Raw genomic sequence first — 19,096 nt, 5'->3', positions numbered from 1 at the left:
TCTCCAGTTTACCGGCAACGATTAGGCTTTATTTCATGACCAAATGGGAGTACGCCACGATTCCGCTCATCATCCACGCCACGAAGCAGATTCTGGACCAGTGGGGAGACGACGGCTGGGAGCTTGTCCAGGTAGTCCCCGGACCCGACGGCAACGGCCTTGTCGCCTACCTTAAGAGGGAGAAGCAGTAGCATGACCACCCCCCAGGAAACCGCATCCAGCGCTGATCTGACGCCATCGTCCGCCGTCGAGCAGCGTCTCGCCGAGCTGGGACTGACCCTCCCGGAAGTTGCCGCGCCTGTCGCCGCCTACGTGCCGGCCGTCGTCTCCGGCAACCACGTTTACACGTCCGGGCAGCTGCCGTTTATTAACGGCAAACTCGAAGCTACCGGCAAGGTGTCCGCCGGCACCGAGGGGACCTCGGACGAGCCGACTGTGTCGCCGGAAGACGCGAAGGCATACGCCGCCGTCTGTGCCGTGAACGCCTTGGCCGCCGTCAAGAGTGTCATCGGTGACCTCGACCGCATCACGCGCATTGTCAAGGTTGTGGGCTTCGTCTCCTCCGAGACTTCCTTCACCGGCCAGCCCGGCGTCATCAACGGCGCGTCCGAGCTCCTGGGCCGGGTCTTCGGTGACGCGGGCCAGCACGCCCGTTCCGCCGTCGGCGTTTCCGTCCTCCCGCTCGACTCTCCGGTGGAAGTCGAACTGATCGCCGAATTCAGCTAGGGAGCAGTAGGTTCCTTTGCCCCATCTAGCACGCCGGCTCTTCGTTCTTCCTCCCGATCTTGAAGGGGCGGCACGAAGCTGGCTCGAACACGGTGAGCGGACTCCCCGCAAACCCCGTTTCGCTTCCTCCGTGGTGCTGCTCCGGGATTCGCCCACCGGCCTGGAAACCTGGCTCGGCTACCGGCCGGGGGAATCCCCGCTGGGTGTCGTCGCGTTCCCGGGCGGTTCCCTGGATGCGTCCGACGACGACGCCGTCGGCTGGCTGGGGCCCTCGCCCCAGCACTGGGCCGAGCAGATGGGAACGGACGACGTCGGCCTGGCCCGCCGCCACGTGGTGGGTGCCGTCCGTGAACTGTTCGAGGAAACCGGCGTGCTGCTGGCCGGCCCGGACCTGTCCTCCACCGTGGAGGCGACGTCCACTGCCGAGTGGATGAAGGCCCGGGAAGCCGTGGCGTCGCAGGAAAAGTCGTTCACCGAGGAGCTGGCCAAGCGCGGCCTGTCCCTGCGCACGGACCTGCTCAAGCCGCTCGTGAACTGGCTCAGCCCGGACTTCGCGCACCGGCGCTTCAACACGCGGTACTTCGCCGCCACCGTCCCCATGAACCAGCAGCCCTCCATCCTGGAGAGCAAGGGCGTCTGGGGGCGGTGGGTGTGCGCCACCAAGGCGATCGCCGAACGCGACGCTACTGTCCTGGGCGACGAGGTGGGCCAGGAGAACACCGTTGGCCTCACGCTCGGGCAGCTCATGGTCCCCGGCACCGAGATCATGCTGGAGAAGATGGCGAAGGCCAACGGCTGCATCGCGTACCTCAGCTACAAGCGCACCCCCCACGTCTACCAGCCCAGGCTGGTCGACGAGAACGGGACGCTCATGCTCGAAGTCGAGGCGGCAAAAACTGTAGCCGGAGAGCCCCAGCGCGAACGCTAAGCCTCCGCTTCTGGCTCCGCCCGCGGATCGAGCTCACCTCCGCCGATCGAGCCTCAGGAACCAACGCGTCCTCAGGTTTCGTCGCCTTTTTCCTGACGCGTCCTCAGGTCCCGTCGCTTTAGGGTCCGAACACTTGGTTTCCACAGGCGCAACCAGAGGGGTTTCCCGTCCGCCCATGGTGAGTTAAACAGCAAAGGCCGCCCCGATCGGGGCGGCCTTTGCTCGTTTAGCTAGCGGGAGCGCTGGCGGAGGCGCTGCATGTCCAAAATCACGACGGCGCGTGCCTCGAGGCGCAGCCAGCCGCGCTGGACGAACTCGGCCAGCGCCTTGTTGACGGTTTCGCGGGAGGCGCCCACGAGCTGGGCCAGCTCTTCCTGGGTGAGCTCGTGTGCCACGAGAACGCCGTCGGTGGCCGGACGGCCGAAGCGGTCGGCGAGGTCCAGGAGGGCCTTGGCCACACGGCCGGGCACGTCGGAGAAGACCAGGTCCGAGAGGGAGTCATTGGTGCGGCGGAGGCGGCGGGCCAGTGCCTGCAGCAGCTGGGCCGAGACCTCCGGACGGGTCCGGAGCAGGGAGTTCAGGCTCTCGTTCTTGAGGCCGGCCAGGCGGGTCTCCGAGACGGCGGTGGCCGTGGCGGTGCGCGGGCTCGGGTCGAACAGGGCCATCTCGCCGAAGAGCTCACCCGGGCCGAGGATGGCCAGGAGGGATTCGCGGCCGTCGGGGGAGGTGCGGCCGAGCTTCACCTTGCCGGAGACAATGAAGTAGAGCTGGTCACCCTGGTCGCCCTCGCGGAAAACGGATGCACCGCGGGACAGATCGACCTCGGTCAGTTCGTCCGTCAGCAGGCGGAACGCGTCGTCGTCCAGCGTGGCGAAAAGGGGTGCGCGGCGCAATACCTCGATGTCCATAAATTCTCCTGAGTAAAAGTGTCGTCTGGGGCGCTTGTGCCATTGTTTCAGAATTTTCAACGTTCTGTGACGTACTTGGCAGCTGAAACGCCCTAAAAGACGCCGCGAGACCAGCGCGGGCTCCGCGCATCCACGGCAAATTGTCAGACTTCGCCAGTAGAATCGGGGCTTAGCTGCTTTGAGGAGACCTGGTGTTTGGCCTGACCGTTCTGGACCTTGCGTTGATTCTCACGCTTTTGTCCTATCTGATCTACGGCCTGCGCAACGGCTTCCTGGTGACCGTCGGCGGCCTTGCCGGCTTTGCGGCCGGCGCTGTGGCCGCTTTCCTCTCCGTTCCGCTGGTCAGCGACTTCGTGGAGGACAGCGGGTGGCGCCTGACCGCCATCATTGGAACTGCCGTCCTGCTGGTGGTCCTGGGCAATGCGCTCGGCACCATGATTGGGCGCAGCATCCGCAGCGCCGTCCGCATGCAGCCGCTCCGGGCTGTGGACAGAGTCGTCGGCGGGGCACTGAACCTGATCGTGTCCGCGCTGGTCATGTCCCTGCTGGCCTTCAGCATCAGCGCCCTTGGCGTTCCCTTCGTCTCGCAGCAGCTGGCCGAGTCAAAGGTGATCCGTTTCATAGACGGACTGACGCCCAACCCGGTCAAATCCGCCATGGCTCAGCTGCGCTCTGCGGTCATCGGCGACGGCATCCCCACGCTCATCGAGGGCATAGGCCAGGACCAGCAGGTCCCGGTTCCAAACGCCAGCACGGATACTCCGGCGCTGAACAGGGCAGCCGGTTCGGTGCTGAAGATCGCAGGGACCGCGTTCCAGTGCGGGCAGAACCAGACAGGCACAGGCTTTGCTGTATCGCCCGGACGCGTGGTGACCAACGCACACGTCGTGGCGGGTGTGTCGCAACCCGTGGTGGAAATCCCCGGCGGAGGAGCCATGCCCGGCAGGGTGGTGTATTTCGACAGCAAACGCGACCTCGCCGTCCTGGCCGTGGACGGCCTGCCCACCGCGGCACTGCCACTGAGCCCCGACCTGCCTGCGGGAACCGCTGCCGCCTTCGCCGGCTACCCGCACGGCGGCCCGTACACGTCCAAGCCGGCCACTGTGCAGGGCATTTCCACGGTGCTGGTGCCGGACATCTACGGAAACAACCCCGTTCCCGACGAGGTGTACAAGCTTGCCGGCGACGTCCAGCCCGGCAACTCCGGCGGCCCGTTGCTCACCACCAACGGGGCGGTGGCAGGCGTTATCTTCGCGAAGACAACCACCGACGCGGCCATGGGCTTCGCGATCCCGATGATCGACCTTCGGCCGGTGGCGGCAGAGGCGCCGAGCCTGTCCAGCCCCGTGTCGTCCGGACAGTGCATCCAGCAGTAGGGGCATCCAGCAGCAGTGCATCCAGCAGTAGGCACCCGCTATTGGCATCCCGGCAGCGGGTTCAGCGGGTTACAGCCAGTCCAGGCTCTGGCCGTGCGGGCCGGTGATGGCGACGGGCCGGCTGTTGTGCTGCAGCAGGAAGTTTCCCCCGATCCGGCTGGGCTCCATGTCCGGGAGAACCGCCGAGCCGTCCTCCTGGATGATCACTGTCTCGCCCTCGTTGGACAGCCAGTGGCAACCACGGTCATGTGCCAGGCCCTGCATGGTGGCCCGGAACCTGGCGCGCCCGTCAGCGCTGAGGTAACCCATGACGGCGCTGTGGAACACCACCAGTGCGGCATCGGCAGGCACTTGGCCGGCCAATGACAGCAGTTGCTCGTTCAGGTCGCCGGCCACGAGCAAGGGCGGTTGTTCGCGCGCAATGGCTATGGCCCGGCGCAGCCGCTCACGCCGGAATTCCTGCTCCGGCCAGATCAGCGCCTCAAGCCAGGCGACGTCGTCGGGATTCCGCACGTCCAGCGGGTTCAGGTCGATCCCGGCCCGCCACACCACCTCAGGCAAGGCGTCGGGCAGGGGAACCGGGCCCGCTGTCCGGCAGGGCAGGACCGGGGGCTCCGGCAGCCCGCCGGACCCGCCGGGACCCAGCCGCGTAACGGTCACGCCGTCGTCGAACTCGTAGCTGTAGCGGTCCGGAAACAGGGCGAGCCCAGCGGAGGCCCCCACCTCGATCAGGGCAAGGGGCCTGCCCTCGGCGGCGGCGATGGCCCGGAGCGAGGGCAGCAGGGTGGCGCAGCGGCCCACCTCGTTGGTCTGCGTGGCGCGGGACATGACGGTGCGCGAGACCTCGGCCCAGTGCTCGTCCAGGAATCTCCGGAACTCGGGGTACGGGGAGACATTGGCGCCGAGGAAGCGGGTGGCGGCGAGCATGAGCAGGGGCTGGCGCTTGTTGTACGGCCACTGGTCGATCCGGGCAATGAGCTCGGGATCGTCGGCGATGTGCAGCGACCAGTCGGCGTAGCAGGGTGAGGAACCGGGGGCATCAACCGTGCCGAAGTGCCGGTACCACTCTGCGGTGCCGAGGGCCGCCGCCGGCATGGTCAGGCCTTGCCGGCATTCAGGTCGGCGAGGTACTCCACGGCGAAGCGGTAGCCCAGAATCCCGGCACCGGCGATCACGGCCTTGCTGATGTCGGAGAGGTAGGAGTGGTGGCGGAATTCTTCGCGGGCGTGCACGTTGGTGATGTGGACTTCCACCGCGGGGACCTGAACCGCGGAGATGGCGTCGCGGATGGCCACCGAGGTGTGGGTGTACGCCCCGGCGTTCAGCACGATGCCGATGGCCTTGCCCCTGGCGGCGTGGATGGCGTCCACCAGGGCGCCCTCATGGTTCGACTGGAAGCACTCGACGTCGAGCCCGCGGGCGTCGGCGGCGTCCCTGGCGAGCTGCTCGACGTCGGCCAGTGTGGCAGTTCCGTACTTTTCCGGCTCGCGGGTGCCGAGGAGGTTCAGGTTGGGGCCGTTCAGGACAAGGATGGTGCCGCGGCCGGCTTCGGTGGCGGAGGGGGCTTCAGTCATGACTGCAAATCTATCGCGTCGGCTTGCCGGTCTTGCGCGGGCTGGGCTTTCGTTACGGAACGCCAGAGCGCTGACTCACTTGATGGAGCCGCGCATGACGCCAGAGATCACCCAGCGCTGCGCGAACAGGTAGACCAGCAGCAGGGGCGCCAGGGCCATCAGGTACGAGGCAAAAGCCACCGTGTAGTTGGTGTTGAACTGGCTCTGGAACACATACTGCGCAAGGGGCAGTGTGCGCGTCGCGGGGTCCGAAAGGATGACGAGAGGCAGCAGGAAGTCGTTCCAGGCCCAGAGGCACGTCAGGATGCCCACGGTTGCATTCATCGGAGTGAGCAACGGGAAGATGATGCGGCGGAATATGCCCCAGGTGGAGGCGCCATCCATGGTTGCCGCTTCCTCCAGTTCACGCGGGATGGAGCGGATGAAAGCGGTGTAGACGAAGACGTTGAAACTGAGCCCGTAGACCGTGTAGAGCAGGAACAGTCCCACCGGGTTGTCCAGCCCCAACAAAGCGGTCTCCTTGGTGGCCGGCAGCATGATGATCGGAAACGGCACGAAGAGCGCAGCGACGAAGAAATAGTAGAGGAATTTGAAGAAGCGCTTGTGCAGGTTCCGTGCGATGGCGTAGGCCACCAGGGAATTGGACAGGATGGTGAGAACCACCGCCCCCACCGTGACGATGGCGGAGTTCAGCAGGGCTCGGGGGAAGTTGGTCAGGTTCCAGGCGTCGGAAAAGTTTTCCAGCCGGACCCGGCTCGGCCATTCGAACCCGGAACCGCCAAGCTGGTCCGGTGTCTTGAGGGCGGTGATGACCGTGAGGTAAAGCGGGATGAGCACGGTCAGTGCCAGGACCGCCGCCAGGGCTGTGAGCGGCCAGTTCACGCGGTCGCTCAGCCGGCCGCGCCGCCGCAGGCCGCGGGCCGGCGTTACGCTCCGGGCTGATGACGCCGTCTCGGTTGTGGTGGTCACTAGAAGTCCGCCTCTTTGCGCTGGAGTGTCCGGAGCTGGATCACGGACACCGCCACGATCACCAGCAGATAAACAACGGAGTTGGCCATCTGGTAGCCGAATTCCCCGCCCTGGAAGCCGCCGCGGAAGATCACCATGGCGACGGACTCGGTGGAAGTGCCGGGACCGCCGTTGGTCAGGGCGACAATCTGGTCGAAGGCCTGCAGGAAGCCCTTAAGCGCCAGCACCATGTTGATGGTAAAGAACGCGCCGATCATCGGAAAGGTGATGGAACTGAACTGCCGCCAGTAGCTGGCCCCGTCCAGGCCAGCCGCCTCGTACAGCTCCGCGGGTATGGTCTGCAGCCCGGCGAGGTACAGGATGACGCTGAACGCGATGGACTGCCATGCCGATACGGCCACGATGCCGAGCCAGGCGAGGTCTTTGTTGGCCAGGATCGAGGTCGAGAGCCAGTCGAGCCCCAGCGATTGGCCCAGCAGCGGAAGCGAGTTGGAAAAGATGAAGTTGAAGACATAGCCGATGATGAGGACGGCCAGTACGTTCGGGATGAAGAAGATGCCGCGGAACGCGGTGCGGAATTTGATCCTCGCGTTGAGCAGCATGGCGATTCCGAGCGCCAACACGTTGACGATCACCGTCGCCGTGATGGCGAAAAGGAAAGTGAAACCGTAGGAGGCCAGAACCCGGTCGTCCTTGAAAAGGCTGACGTAGTTCTGAAGACCAACGAAGTTCCATTTTCCGTAGCCGGCGTAATCCGTGAGGCTGAAGAACATGCCCGTGACCACCGGAATGGTGTGCAGGACAACGAAGAGCAGCAGCGCGGGAACGGCCATCCAGTAGAAGGCTTTGGTGGAATGCGTCATTGCTGGTCACCTCGGTTGGGCATGCGGGCTGCGACCTTAAACCATTCGTTGTCCAGGGTGTTCAGGTAGCGGGACTTGTCGCCGTCCAGGACGAACTGCTGTGTGATGTTGACCAGCGGGATGCTGGGCGGCAGCCGGTGGTCCATGTAGCCATCGACCTTGCCGGAGGTGAAGTAGGAGGCCAGGCCCCGCAGGGCCGTGTCCTGTTGCGGTGCAGCTGACCTGATGGGGGCGAAGGCGCTCTGGTTTTTGGCGTACTTGTCGATCACGTCCTTGGACATGAGGAAGTTGATGAATTTTTGCGCTTCAGCCCGGTGGGGAGTGTCACGCCCCATAGCGAGTACCACGTCGACGCCGGACACCACCGTGACATTGCCGGGATTGTTCGTGACCGGGTAGGGAAATGAGGCGATTCTGGCGTCAGGGTTAGCGGCTCTGATGGCCGGTACCGCGAAGCTGCCATTGAGGTACATCGCGGACTTGCCGTCAGCAAAGGCCTTATTTCCGGTCGCGTAGTCGACGCCGGCAGCGCCCGGCTGGGCGTAGTGAAAGAGCTGGAGCAACTTGTCGGCTACTTCCTGGTAATTCTTGCTGAACGATACCGGGCTGTTGTTCCGGTCCGCACCGGCCGCGGTCAGCCGGTCAAAGAAGCCTTCCGGCTGCAGCTGTGCAGCGAGATTCACCAGGGCCGGGGACGTGGTCCACGCGTCCTTGAGGGTCATGTAAAACGGTGCAACCCCATTGGCCTTGAAGGTCTCGGCCGCCGCAATCAGCTCGTCCCAGGTTCGTGGAACGGAGACACCGTACTTTGCGAAGAGCTCCGGGTTGTACAGGACGCCGCTGGCATTGTTCGCCATGGGAAGCCCGTTGATCTCCGAGCCGCTGCACCGCCCGTTGGCGTTGAGGATGTCCTGCACAGCGGGAAGAACATCTCTTGCTGCGGGTTCCTGGCTCAGGTCGGCGAACACGCAGGCCCTCGCTAGGAGGCCGAAGCTGGCGTTTCCGTTCAGGGTCAGCACATCCGGTGTCTTGTTTTTGACAAGAAGTGTCCGGATGGCGGTGTCCGGGTCCGGAACGTTGTTCTGTAGCACCCTAATGCCGGGGTTCGCGGCTTCGAACTCGTCGATAAGACCGGCAAATTCCTTCACGGCCTCCGGCTTGAACTGGAAGAAGCTCAGCGTGACTTCATCCTCTGCCGGTGGGGCGGCACAGCTGGTCAGCAGCGCGGCGGCAAGTGCGGCGCTGAGGGCCTTTGCCCGAACCTGCTTGAGGTGGAACATGACTATTCCTTGAGGCTGACGGATGCTGGGGGGAGCGGCGCTGACGGACCGCCCATGGATTCGGCCATGATCACGATGGCCGTTTCCGGGAAGAGCACGGGTGCCTGCAGCCCAACGGTCTCGAGTATGCGGCCGCTGAGGAGCACCGGTTTCTGGGCCCATTCAAGGGCCGATTGCCCCGGGCTTGCCGCGTCGGTCAGCGGGGCGGCCAGGGCAACTGAGTAGACGCTGTCCGGATCGAGGCCCGGCAGCGTGAATGGGCCTGGCGGGTAGGTGGTGCTGGCAGTGCGTTGCGTGTAGATGAAGATGGCCCGCTGCCGGTCTTTGGCCACCACGCCGCGGACGTCCATGGAGGTGTCCGGATGGTCGGAATGCACGCTGCTGCCGGTGTGGAAGAGGGACCGGTTGGCCTTGTGGAAATCCACCCAGCCGCGCAGCGCCCCCAGTTCCGCCTGAGGGAGGTCTGAAATGTCCCATTCGATGCCGTAATGGCCGAAGAGGGCGGTCGCCGCGCGGAAGTCGAGACTGTGGCTGCGCCGGGTGGAATGGGAGCTAGGCCCGCCGACGTGGGCTCCCATCAGCTCGTAGGGGACCAGAAGTCCGGTATAGGCCTGGTTGTCCAGCCGTTCCAGCGGATCAATGCAGTCGCTCGTCCAGATCCTGTCGGTCCGGTCCAGCACAGCAAGGTCCACGCGTGCCCCGCCGGACGCGCAGGACTCGATTTCCAGGCCGGGATGGTGTTCCTTGAGGGCTTCCATGAGCCGGTAAACGGCTTTCGTGTTTGCGTGCACCGCGGCCTGGCCTGAGGCCGCGCTACCCGGGTCAAGCAGGTCGCGGTTGTGATCCCACTTGATGTAGCTGATCGGGTATTCATCCAGAATGCTGTGCACGGCATTGAAAATGTACTCCCAGGCGGCGGGAAGGGCCAGGTTAAGGACCTGCTGTTGGCGAGCCGGGACCGGCATCCGGCCATTCACCTGCAGCATCCATTCGGGGTGACTCCGGGCCAGTTCGCTGTCCGGATTGACCATTTCCGGCTCGAACCAGAGCCCGAACTCCATCCCGAGGCCTCGGACGTGGTCAATGATCGGGCCGAGGCCATCGGGCCAGACGGATTTGTCCACTATCCAGTCGCCAAGGCCGGCGGTGTCGTCGCGGCGCCCGAGGAACCAACCGTCGTCGAGGACGAAGCGTTCGACTCCCGCCGCAGCCGCGGCGCTGGCGATCGCTTTCAGCCGGGGAAGGTCGTGGTCGAAGTACACGGCTTCCCAGCTGTTCATGGTGACAGGACGCGGGGCCCGCGGGTGGTGGGGGCGTGCGCGAAGGTGCTCGTGGAAGCGCCCGGCCAGTTCATCCAGCCCGTTTCCCCAGGAGCCGATCGCCCAGGGGGTGCTGTAGCTGTCACCTGGCTGCAGGCGAACCTCACCCGGCAGCAGGAGTTCGGAAGCTGTGAGGAAGTTCTGTGCATTGATGCTTCGCTCGGCGCTGAGGCGGTGATTTCCGCTCCAGGCCAGGTGCACGGCGTGGACCCTGCCCGAGCGGAAGCCGAAGCCTCTGCGGCCAGCCGCCATGAGCAGGGATGCGTCGGCACCAGGGCGCCCGCGCCGGCTTTCCCGCACGTGCGTGCCGACCGTGAGATCGCGCCGTTGCGGCGAGCGTTCCTTAAGGTGCCGGCCTGTGGTGTCCAGCACTTCGGTAGCGTCGGCGGGCAGCGGGAAAAACAGTTGGAGGGAAGTGAGGTCGTAAGCGCTGTCTCCGGTGTTGGTCACCATGTGTTGCTGTTTGAAAAGTCCGGAGCCTGTCACTTCGAGGCGGCTGGTCAGGTGCAGAGAGGTATGGGGATCCTCAGCCGTAACGGTGAGGCTGGTGCCTGTGCCGGAGATGTCTGTCACCTGGAAGTCGGGCGAGAACGCTGTGCCGGAGCGGTGGCCGGAGATTCCGGGGGCCAGCTGCCAGCCCTGGGCTTCCTGCGGGAGAAGCGTGAGCCGGGCCGGGCGATCGATTCCGCCGGAGACCCGCTGTGGTTTAGCGGCAGTGCTTAGCGCGCCCAGTTCGTCCTGGCCGAGCAGGCCCAGTTCCGTGCCCCAGTGAAGGATGGCAGGCATTCCGGCAAGGGAAGCATCGACGACGACGGCGGTTCCGCCTGCTTGGAGCTGGAAAAGGTGGGGAGACATGTCTTATTTTACGGTCGGGCGTCCTTTTCGGCTTCTTGATATTCGGCAGGAACGGCTGCCGGCAGAGACTGGCCCGCACGCGGTTCCGAGGCCCCGCCGTGTGGCCGCCAGGGGCCATGAGGGTCTCTGTCCTATCCGGCATAGCCGTTCGGGTTATTCTTCTGCCAGCGCCAGTGGTCCTCGCACATCTGGTCCAAGGTCTTTGTGGTGGACCAGCTGAGGTCGGCGAGGGCGGCGGAAGCGTCAGCCCAGAAGGCGGGAAGGTCACCCGCGCGGCGCGCCGTGATTTCGTGGGGAATCGGCCGGCCGACGGCCGCCTCGAAGGACCGCAGAACCTCCAGCACCGAGGAGCCTTTGCCTGAGCCGAGGTTCCACCGGAACACCCCGGTGCGGCCGGCCACGTGATTTAGGGCTGCCGAATGGCCTTCGGCCAGGTCCACCACATGGATGTAATCGCGTAAACAGGTACCGTCCGGCGTGTTGTAGTCGCCGCCGAAAACCATCAGCTTGTCCCGGCGCCCCACGGCGACCTGGGCGATGAACGGCACCAGGTTGTTGGGAATGCCCAGGGGGTCCTCGCCGATCCGGCCGGACTGGTGGGCGCCCACAGGGTTGAAGTACCGCAGCAGCGCGATGTGCCAGCTGTGATCGGAGCCGCCGAGGTCCGTGAGGATGTCCTCAATCTGTTCCTTGGTCCTGCCGTACGGGTTGTTGGCGCCGATTTCCATTTTTTCGACATACGGGACGGGGCTGTGTTCCCCGTAAACGGTGGCCGACGAGCTGAAGACGAGCGAGCGGACGTCGTGGCGGTCCATCACCCGAAGGAGGATGAGGGTGCCCACGAGGTTGTTGTGGTAATACTTCAGCGGTTCCCGGACCGACTCACCCACAGCCTTCAGACCGGCGAAGTGGATGACGGCGTCGATTGCGTGACGGGCAAACACCGCGTCGACGGCGGCCTCGTCCAACAGGTCTACAGCGTGGAAGACGGCTTTCTGGCCTGTGAGTTCGGCAACGCGGCGCAGCGATTCCACACTGGAGTTCACCAGGCTGTCGATCACCACCACGTCATGGCCGGCTTCCTGCAGGGCTAGAACAGTGTGCGAGCCGATGTACCCGGTGCCGCCTGTGACCAGTATTCTCATGTGCTTTCCTCTGCCTGGGCGAAGACTGCCCCGACGTCCCGTTCACTCCTGAGAGCCGGGGAACGGCGGGGCAGTCTCGGATTTGTTTGTGTCGACTGCTAGAGGGCTGTGACCTTCAGCACCAGTGCGTGCTCCGGGTTGAGGCTGGGCATCGGGAGTCCCACCTCGGCCAGGAAGCGGCCGCTGGCCTCCGCCCCGGAAGCCAGCCACGCCGGCGGCCGGATCTGGGTGAAGGTGTGGCCATAGTCGGCGTCCACCGGGTCCGGGAAGATGGCCTCTACCCGGTAGCGGCGTGCCGCCTCGAGCCCGGGCAGGGCGACCCGTCCCAGCTGCTCGGCGAACGAGGTGCGCGTGCTCACCAGGGCGAACAGCGCAGCCGTCGAGCCGGGTTCCAAGGCAGCACCCGCAACGGAACCAGCAGTGCCCGCCACAACACCGTGCAGCATCAGCGAATCGTCGGGAACGTCGGCGCGGACCATCCGGCCGCTGTGGATCAGGCCGCGGTGCTCCTTGTAGAGCGCGATGAATCGCTTGAGTTCCTCGCGCTGCTCACCCTGGACCTCCCGCACATCCCACTCCATCCCGAAGTGGCCGAACAGCGCCGTGATGGCACGGAAGGACAGGTCGTGGGTGCGCGCGGTGGTGTGCGACGTGGTGGGGCCGATGTGCCCGCCCACCAGTTCGGGCGGAACCACGACGCCGGTCCACCGCTGGATGGTCTGCCGTTCCAGGGCATCATTGCAGTCCGAACCCCAGATACGGTCTGTGCGCTCCAGGATGCCCAAGTCCACGCGCGCCCCGCCGGAGGAGCAGCTCTCAATCTCGACGCCGGGATGGGCCTTGCGCAGTTCGTCGAACAGGCGATAGGCGGCCAGTGTCTGCTCGTGGACGGAGGCGCGTCCGGCGTGCCCGTGCTCGGTGAGGTCCCGGTTCTGGTCCCACTTCAGGTAGCTGATGTCGTTTTCGCGCAGGAGGGTGTCGATCCGGTCAAAGATGTACTGCCATGCCTCCGGGTTCACCAGGTCGATGATGTGCTGGTTCCGCCATGCGAGCGGCAGGCGGCCGCCATCCTTGTGGGAGGCGGCGGCCGGTCCCACGATCCAGTCGGGGTGCGCGCGTGCCGTGTCCGAGTTGAGGTTGATCATCTCGGGTTCCACCCACAGGCCGAACTCCATGCCCCGGGACGTGACGGCGTCGATGAGCGGTGTCAGTCCTTCCGGCCAGAGCGTCTCGTCCACGAACCAGTCGCCCAGGCCGGCGGTGTCGTCGCGGCGGCCGCGGAACCAGCCGTCGTCCAGGACGAAGCGCTCCACGCCGAGGTCGGCGGCCGAGTCCGCAAGCTCAATCAGGGTGTCCAGGTTGTGGTCGAAGTAGACGGCCTCCCAGGTGTTGAGCACCACGGGGCGGGCCTTTCCGCCGCCCGCTGCCGGAAGCACATGGTGCGGGCGGGAACGGAACCAGCTGTAGAACGCCTCGCTGATCCCGTCCAGGCCGCGGTCGGAGTAGGCAGCGAAGAGCGCCGGTGTGGTGTAGCTTCCATCCGGTTGGAGGATCACTTCGGCAGGTCCCAGCAGCTCCGTACCGCCGATCATGGTGCGGCCGTCGCCGATGGTGTCGGCGAACTGTTCATGGTTGCCGCTCCAGGCCAGGTGGGTGGCCCAGACCTTTCCGTGGCGGTTGCCGAAGCCGGCGGTGCCGGCGGCGAAGAGCAGCGAGGAATCGTGGCCGGTGCGGCCATGCCGCCCTGTGCGCACCCAGGTGCCCTGATGAATGGGCCGGCGCTGGGGGTGCCGTTCCCGGCACCAGCGCCCGGTCAGGTCCAGAAGTTCGACGGCGTCCGGGGCCACCGGGAGGACGGCGGCCAGTTCGTCGAGCTGGAAAGGCGTGGTTCCGGTGTTCGTGACGGTGTGGCGCAGTTCCAGCAGGCCGCCGTCGTGGAGGGCGAGCGTGGATTCCACGGTGATGCCGGCGTCGGTGTCCTGCTGGACGACGGCGGCGGAGTTGCCGTTGGTTGCGGCGTGCACGGCACGTAGGCGAACGGAGAAGTCCAGGCCGGAGACGCCGTCGGCAATCCGGTGGCCGCGGAGGGCCGGACGACCCCGCCAGCTGGAGGACGCCTGGGGAAGCAGTCCCGCCGGGACGGTGGCGTCGATGGCCGAGTTGGGAATGGCCTCGGTGAGGATGGACAGGTCAGGGAGGTCACTGCCAAGATCGGCACCCCAGTGGATGACCTCGGCCTCCCCGCTGTTGAAGCTGATCACCAGGCTGGTGCCGGCGGAACGGAGGTGCAGGGGATCCATAGGTAGTTCTCTTTCATAATGAGCAGACAGGTATAAGGGGTGTTGCGGGGCCGGGCGCGGTGTGCGCGGTTCCGGCCCCGCAGGCGTGGTGCTGTGTGGATGCCTGGACTTTGGTTTTCGCCCAGTTGACTTCCTACTTGAAGAGCGAGTTCACCTTCTCGTTGGCCTCGCCCAGGGTGCTGGCGTCCTTCTTGCCGGAGAGCACAGCGTCCATGGCTGGCGCCATGAGGCCGTCCACCTTCGCCGCGTTCTCGGTGATGGGGAAGAGGAAGGTGGTGCCGTCCTTGACGTGCGTGGTGAACGCGCTGACGTCGATGCCCTTGGCCTTGAAGGCCGCGGCTGCCTTCTCCGAGGAGCTCTTGATGGCAGGGAAGACAACGGCCTTGGAGGCCACGACGTCCTGGCAGTCACTGGAGGCCAGGTACTCGACCCACTTGGCGGCAGCCGCCGGGTTCTTCGTGCCGGCCCAGATGGAGTCCGCCAGACCGTTGAACATGCTGGCGCGCTTGCCGTCGGGTCCCTTGGGGGTGGGAGCGATATCGGTCTCGATGCCCTTGTAGCTGGTGTACTGGCCGATCATCCAGGAGCCGTTGGTGTTGATGGCGGCCTTCCCGGCGCCGAAGGCGTCCGACACGCTCGCGCCCACGGTGGTCTCAAGCTTGGGCATGTAACCCTTTTCTGCCAGGCCCGCCCACCACTTGATAGTTTCCTGGAACTTGGGATCGTCGTAGTTGAACTTGGTGCCCCACGGATTCTTGTCCGTGTGCGTCCAGCCGGTGGTCCCGGTAAGGAAGCTCCACTGGGTCTGCCCCTGGCCGTTGCCGGAATTTTCCAGGCCCAGTCCGTAGACGGCAACGTTGTTCTTGTCGAAGCCCGGCTCGTCGCCGCGCTTGCCGTTCTTGTCCACGGTGAGGTGCGCAATGGCCTTCTCGTAAGTACCGCCGTCCTGCGGGTTCCAGTCGAGATTCGTCAACTGTTCCTCGGTGTACCCGGCATCCTTGACGAGCTTCTTGTTGTAGAACATGGCGACGGTGTCCCAGTCCTTGGGCAGGCCGTAGCGCTTGCCGTCCTGGCCCACCCACAGGTCAGCGAGGCCCTCGTTGTAGACGTCCAGCTTGACCCCGTCCTTCTCAACCGCTTCATCCAAGCTGAGCAGCTGCTTCTTTGAGGCGTATTCGGGGTACTTGGAGAGGTGGTTGGTGAAGACGTCCGGCGCGTTACCGGCAACGAAGCCGTTGGTCAGGGTGGTCCAGTAGTCGCCCCAGCCGCGCTGGGTGATCTTGACCTTGATGTCAGGGTTGGCCTTGGTGAAGTCAGCAGCGCACTGCTTATAGGCCGGGAGCTGGTTGGCATCCCACAGCCAGTAGTTGATGTCGCCCTTCGCCTCGCCGGAGGTGGTGGAGGGGGACCCGCCGCCGCAGGCGGTGAGGGACATGGCGATAGCTGCGGCGGCAGCGACGGCGCCGAGGGTTTTCTTCATGATGAACCTTTCGAAGGGGGCATGGGGTAGCCCGGAGTGGAGTGGGTGTGATGAGGGTTAGCGGTTATTTGATGCCGGAGAAGCCGATGGAGTTGACCACCTTCTTGCCGAAGGCGATGAACAGGATGAGGACGGGCACAGCTGCGACGATGGTGGCGGCCATAAGTCCTGACCAGTCCGGGGCACCCTGCGGAGACTGGGACTTGAAGACGCTCAGGCCCACGGTGAGGACGCGGACGTTTTCTTCCTGGCCCACCAGCAGTGGCCAGAAGTATTCGTTCCACTGGCCGATGAACGTGAGCAGGGCCAGGGTGGCCATCGGTGCGGCGGCGTTCGGCAGCACGATCTGGAAGAAGATGCGCAGGTGCTTGGCACCGTCGAGCATGGCGGCCTCTTCGACTTCCCGGGACATGCTCATGAAGAACTGGCGGAGGAAGAAGATGCCGAACGCGGACATGAACACGAAGGGCAGCGTTAGTCCGGCGAAGGTGTTCAGCAGTCCCAGGTTCTTGATGAGCAGGAAGTTGGGCAGCGCGGTGAAGATCGGCGGAATCATCATGGTGGCCAGGAACAGGGCGAAGACCTTGTCCCGTCCGGGCCAGCGGAGCCGGGCGAAGGCGTAGGCGGCGAGTGCGCTGAAAAAGACCTGGCCTGCTGTTGTCACGGTGGAGAAGAGAATCGAGTTGCGCAGGTATAGCCAGAAGTCGATGTTGGCACCGGAGCCGCCCTCGGCGATGGCCTCTTCTGCAGACTGCATTCCGAAGACGCGCTTGAAAGCGCCCCAGGAGAAGTCAGCAGGGAGGAGGTTCGTGGAATTGGAGGCGAGCGAATGGTTGCTGGAGAGTGCCGTGCGGAGCATCCAGAGGAACGGGAGGATGGTGACGGCCAGCGCAACGGCGACGAGGGCCCAGGCGCCGATGAGTCGCCAGTTCATGGATTTGCGGACGCGGGTGATTGTCTGAGTGGTCATGGCGGGGTTTCCTTAGTCCAGATCCGATTCGTTGCCCTTGAGGAACTTCATCTGGATGAAGGCCACCAGGGCGAGGATCACGAAGAGGATGACGGACAGGGCTGAGGCGTACCCGAAGTCGGATTCGCCGAAGGCTTTTTGGTAGATGTACATCTGGATGACGCGTGAGGCATTGACGGGCCCACCGCCGGTGGTGACCGCTACCGTGTCGAAGACCTGAAAGGATCCGATGACGGTGACTACCAGGACCAGCGCCAGGACGGGGCGCAGCAGCGGCATGGTGATGGACCAGAACGTCCTGGCGGGCGAGGCGCCGTCCAGGGAAGCCACTTCATATACATGGTTGGGGATGGCCTGCAGCCCGGCGAAGATGAGCAGTGCTGTGTAGCCCATGTGGCGCCACACGTTGACGAAAGCAATCGTGGGGATGGCCCACTGCTCACTGCCGAAGAAGGCGATGCGGGGGAGCCCCAGCCAGCTGATGACTTCGTTGACGATGCCCAGTTGATAGTCGAGCATCCAGAACCAGAGCAGGGCGACGATCACGTTGGCCACCAGGAACGGGAGCAGCAGCGCGCCGCGGATGAGCGTGGACTTGGCCACCCGGTGCATTAACAGCGCCAGGCCGAGGGCGATGAGGGTCTGCAGGCCGATGTTGATGCCGACGTACTGCACGGTCACGGCCATCGCGTTCCAGAAGAGCTCGTCGGCAAAAATCGCGGTGTAGTTCTTGACGCCGATCCACTCCGGTTCGCCCAGCACGCTGTACTCGGTGAAGCTCAGGTAGACGCCACGGATGGTGGGGACCAGGCAAAACGCAATGAAGCCGATCAGCGCCGGGACGATGAACAGCAGCGCGATCCTGAGGTCGCCCAGGCGGGCGGCGCCGCGGCGGAGCCCGCCGGACCGTGCCGGCCGCCGTGGGTCACTCCTGGTTGGGGGGTTGTTGGTAAGGGTGGTCATCATCGACCCTTCCTGGGTGTGTGATGGAACTAACAATCGAGAACGAATCTACACGAGTAGATATTGGACCGCAAGGATTATTTCCGGACAAATCAGGCCCATAGCTTCTCCAACGTTGCAGGCGTTGACTCGAGTAGATTGGGCTGAAAGACTGTGGCTCAAACACGTATGCGGTCCGGATATCGGTGCCGCCTGGGCCTAGGAAGGCAGGAACAATGGCGTTTTCAATCGGAGTAGTCGGCTTGGGACAGTTTGGCGGCCAGTTCGCGTACCTCTTCAACCTCCACCCCGGAGTCAGCGAGGTCTTCGCCGTGGACGAGCTTGCGGACCGTGCGGCCGGGGCGGTCGCGCAATATGGCCTTGCTGGTTCCAGGGGCACCTTTGACGAGCTGCTGGCATCCGACGTCGATGCCGTCGCCATCTTCACGCAGCGGTGGACCCACGGACCGCTGGTGGAACGGGCGCTCCGGGCCGGAAAGCACGTCTACTCGGCGGTGCCCATGGCCGTCACCGAGGACGAGATCGCGAAGATCATCGACGCCGTCCGTGAAACCGGCAACGTCTACATGATGGGCGAAACCAGTTACTACAACCCGGCCACGGTCTATGCCCGCGAGCAGCACGCGGCCGGCCGGTTCGGCAGGGTGTTCTACGCGGAAGGCGATTACGTCCATGACATGGACCTGGGCTTTTACGACGCCTACCGGTACAGCGGCGGGGAGCACTGGAAGGAAACGGCCAGCTACCCGCCCATGCTGTACCCGACGCACGCGATTGGCGGCGTCCTCGGTGCCCTGCCGGCGCACGCCGTGAGCGTCAGCTGCGTCGGTGTGAAGGACAGCCGCGGGGACGGCGTGTTCGACAAGGACATCAGCATGTTCGGGAACGACTTCTCCAACGCCTCGGCCCTCTTCGAGCTGAACGACGGCGGTGCCATGCGGACCAACGAGATGCGCCGGGTGGGCTACCCCTCGCATATCCGTGAGTCCCGGTTCCGGTTCTTCGGCACCGAGGCCAGCTTTGAGCAGCTGGCCAAGGTCACGGTGTGGCAGGACAAGACCAACGTCCACGACATCTCCGAGCAGATGGAGTCACGGCCCAGTGTGCCGCTGGACGATCCGTCGCTCGCCAATGTGGCGCCGGAACTTCGGGACGCCTTCGTGTCCGGTCTGGCGCCGGTGCATGACAGCGGCAGGCTGCCCGAGGAGTTCCGCGGGGCGCCCAACGGCCACGAAGGCAGCCACCAGTTCCTCGTGGACGACTTTGTCACGGCCGTGAACACGGGGTCGCTGCCGCCGGTCAACGCATGGACGGCCGCGCGGTTCACCCTGCCCGGCATTGTGGCCCATGAATCCGCCCGGCGGAACGGCGAACGCCTCCCCATCCGCGACTTTGGCGATGCTCCGGCGAAGCTTAGGGACACGCTGTAGCTAGCATGGA

General features: G+C 64.9%; 17 protein-coding genes. 5 read left to right on the top strand and 12 right to left on the bottom strand.

Annotated elements, in window-relative coordinates; translation table 11 throughout:
- Positions 1-35: 35 nt before the first annotated feature.
- The 3 genes from sp36 to ARGLB_RS01060 are packed head-to-tail and all read left to right on the top strand — an operon-like array spanning position 36 to position 1,654.
- The gene (gene sp36 / locus ARGLB_RS22980) at positions 36-191 is read left to right on the top strand and encodes a Sp36 family protein (RefSeq protein ID WP_003797879.1); all 156 of its coding nucleotides are present in this window, start codon (positions 36-38) and stop codon (positions 189-191) included.
- Between the two features lies 1 nt (position 192).
- Complete coding sequence (locus ARGLB_RS01065) at positions 193-726, top strand: RidA family protein (RefSeq protein WP_003797875.1); 534 nt, start codon at positions 193-195, stop codon at positions 724-726.
- Between the two features lie 16 nt (positions 727-742).
- Positions 743-1,654 carry an NUDIX hydrolase gene (locus ARGLB_RS01060; RefSeq protein WP_003797874.1) on the top strand — a complete coding sequence of 304 codons (912 nt, stop codon included), beginning with the start codon at positions 743-745 and terminating at the stop codon, positions 1,652-1,654.
- Between the two features lie 230 nt (positions 1,655-1,884).
- Here the strand turns inward: ARGLB_RS01060 and ARGLB_RS01055 are convergent, their stop codons facing one another.
- A complete protein-coding gene (locus ARGLB_RS01055; protein ID WP_003797871.1) occupies positions 1,885-2,562 on the bottom strand; it encodes a Crp/Fnr family transcriptional regulator in 678 nt (225 codons plus the stop codon).
- 191 nt (positions 2,563-2,753) lie between these two features.
- Here ARGLB_RS01055 and ARGLB_RS01050 point away from each other — a divergent pair, with 191 nt between their 5' ends.
- On the top strand, positions 2,754-3,938 hold the full coding sequence (locus ARGLB_RS01050; protein WP_003797869.1) for a MarP family serine protease: 1,185 nt from the start codon (positions 2,754-2,756) through the stop codon (positions 3,936-3,938).
- Positions 3,939-4,007: 69 nt separating this feature from the next.
- Here the strand turns inward: ARGLB_RS01050 and ARGLB_RS01045 are convergent, their stop codons facing one another.
- The 11 genes from ARGLB_RS01045 to ARGLB_RS00995 all read right to left on the bottom strand — a co-directional run bounded on the left by ARGLB_RS01045 (position 4,008) and on the right by ARGLB_RS00995 (position 17,656).
- The gene (locus tag ARGLB_RS01045) at positions 4,008-5,033 is read right to left on the bottom strand and encodes a DUF2332 domain-containing protein (protein WP_003797867.1); all 1,026 of its coding nucleotides are present in this window, start codon (positions 5,031-5,033) and stop codon (positions 4,008-4,010) included.
- Positions 5,034-5,035: 2 nt separating this feature from the next.
- A complete protein-coding gene (aroQ, locus tag ARGLB_RS01040; RefSeq protein WP_003797865.1) occupies positions 5,036-5,512 on the bottom strand; it encodes a type II 3-dehydroquinate dehydratase in 477 nt (158 codons plus the stop codon).
- Between the two features lie 75 nt (positions 5,513-5,587).
- Positions 5,588-6,481, bottom strand: coding sequence for a carbohydrate ABC transporter permease (locus tag ARGLB_RS01035; protein ID WP_003797863.1), 894 nt, complete (start codon positions 6,479-6,481; stop codon positions 5,588-5,590).
- Positions 6,481-7,344: a carbohydrate ABC transporter permease gene (locus tag ARGLB_RS01030; RefSeq protein ID WP_003797862.1), complete on the bottom strand. Its 864-nt coding sequence runs from the start codon at positions 7,342-7,344 to the stop codon at positions 6,481-6,483. Before ARGLB_RS01030 ends, ARGLB_RS01035 begins: the two co-directional genes overlap by 1 nt.
- On the bottom strand, positions 7,341-8,624 hold the full coding sequence (locus ARGLB_RS01025; protein ID WP_003797861.1) for an ABC transporter substrate-binding protein: 1,284 nt from the start codon (positions 8,622-8,624) through the stop codon (positions 7,341-7,343). The genes ARGLB_RS01030 and ARGLB_RS01025 overlap by 4 nt, the downstream gene beginning before the upstream one ends.
- A gap of 2 nt (positions 8,625-8,626) precedes the next feature.
- Entirely contained in the window at positions 8,627-10,798 is a 2,172-nt protein-coding gene (locus ARGLB_RS01020) for an alpha-galactosidase (protein WP_003797859.1), read from the bottom strand.
- Between the two features lie 131 nt (positions 10,799-10,929).
- The gene (gene galE / locus ARGLB_RS01015; RefSeq protein WP_003797858.1) at positions 10,930-11,943 is read right to left on the bottom strand and encodes a UDP-glucose 4-epimerase GalE; all 1,014 of its coding nucleotides are present in this window, start codon (positions 11,941-11,943) and stop codon (positions 10,930-10,932) included.
- 98 nt (positions 11,944-12,041) lie between these two features.
- Entirely contained in the window at positions 12,042-14,243 is a 2,202-nt protein-coding gene (locus ARGLB_RS01010; protein WP_003797856.1) for an alpha-galactosidase, read from the bottom strand.
- A gap of 133 nt (positions 14,244-14,376) precedes the next feature.
- Complete coding sequence (locus tag ARGLB_RS01005) at positions 14,377-15,723, bottom strand: ABC transporter substrate-binding protein (protein ID WP_003797854.1); 1,347 nt, start codon at positions 15,721-15,723, stop codon at positions 14,377-14,379.
- Between the two features lie 64 nt (positions 15,724-15,787).
- Positions 15,788-16,693 carry a carbohydrate ABC transporter permease gene (locus tag ARGLB_RS01000; protein ID WP_003797853.1) on the bottom strand — a complete coding sequence of 302 codons (906 nt, stop codon included), beginning with the start codon at positions 16,691-16,693 and terminating at the stop codon, positions 15,788-15,790.
- Positions 16,694-16,705: 12 nt separating this feature from the next.
- Positions 16,706-17,656, bottom strand: a complete 951-nt coding sequence (locus tag ARGLB_RS00995) for a carbohydrate ABC transporter permease (RefSeq protein WP_043417618.1) — start codon at positions 17,654-17,656, stop codon at positions 16,706-16,708.
- A 215-nt stretch (positions 17,657-17,871) separates the two neighbouring features.
- On the opposite strand from ARGLB_RS00995, the gene ARGLB_RS00990 reads away from it, so the two are divergent.
- Complete coding sequence (locus tag ARGLB_RS00990; RefSeq protein WP_003797849.1) at positions 17,872-19,086, top strand: Gfo/Idh/MocA family protein; 1,215 nt, start codon at positions 17,872-17,874, stop codon at positions 19,084-19,086.
- Positions 19,087-19,096 lie beyond the last annotated feature (10 nt).

It is taken from the genome of Arthrobacter globiformis NBRC 12137 (genome assembly GCF_000238915.1).
In the GTDB taxonomy this organism is placed as follows: Bacteria; Actinomycetota; Actinomycetes; order Actinomycetales; family Micrococcaceae; genus Arthrobacter; species Arthrobacter globiformis.
Note: the sequence above shows the minus strand (reverse complement) of the source record. Positions and strands in the feature narration are given on the sequence as shown.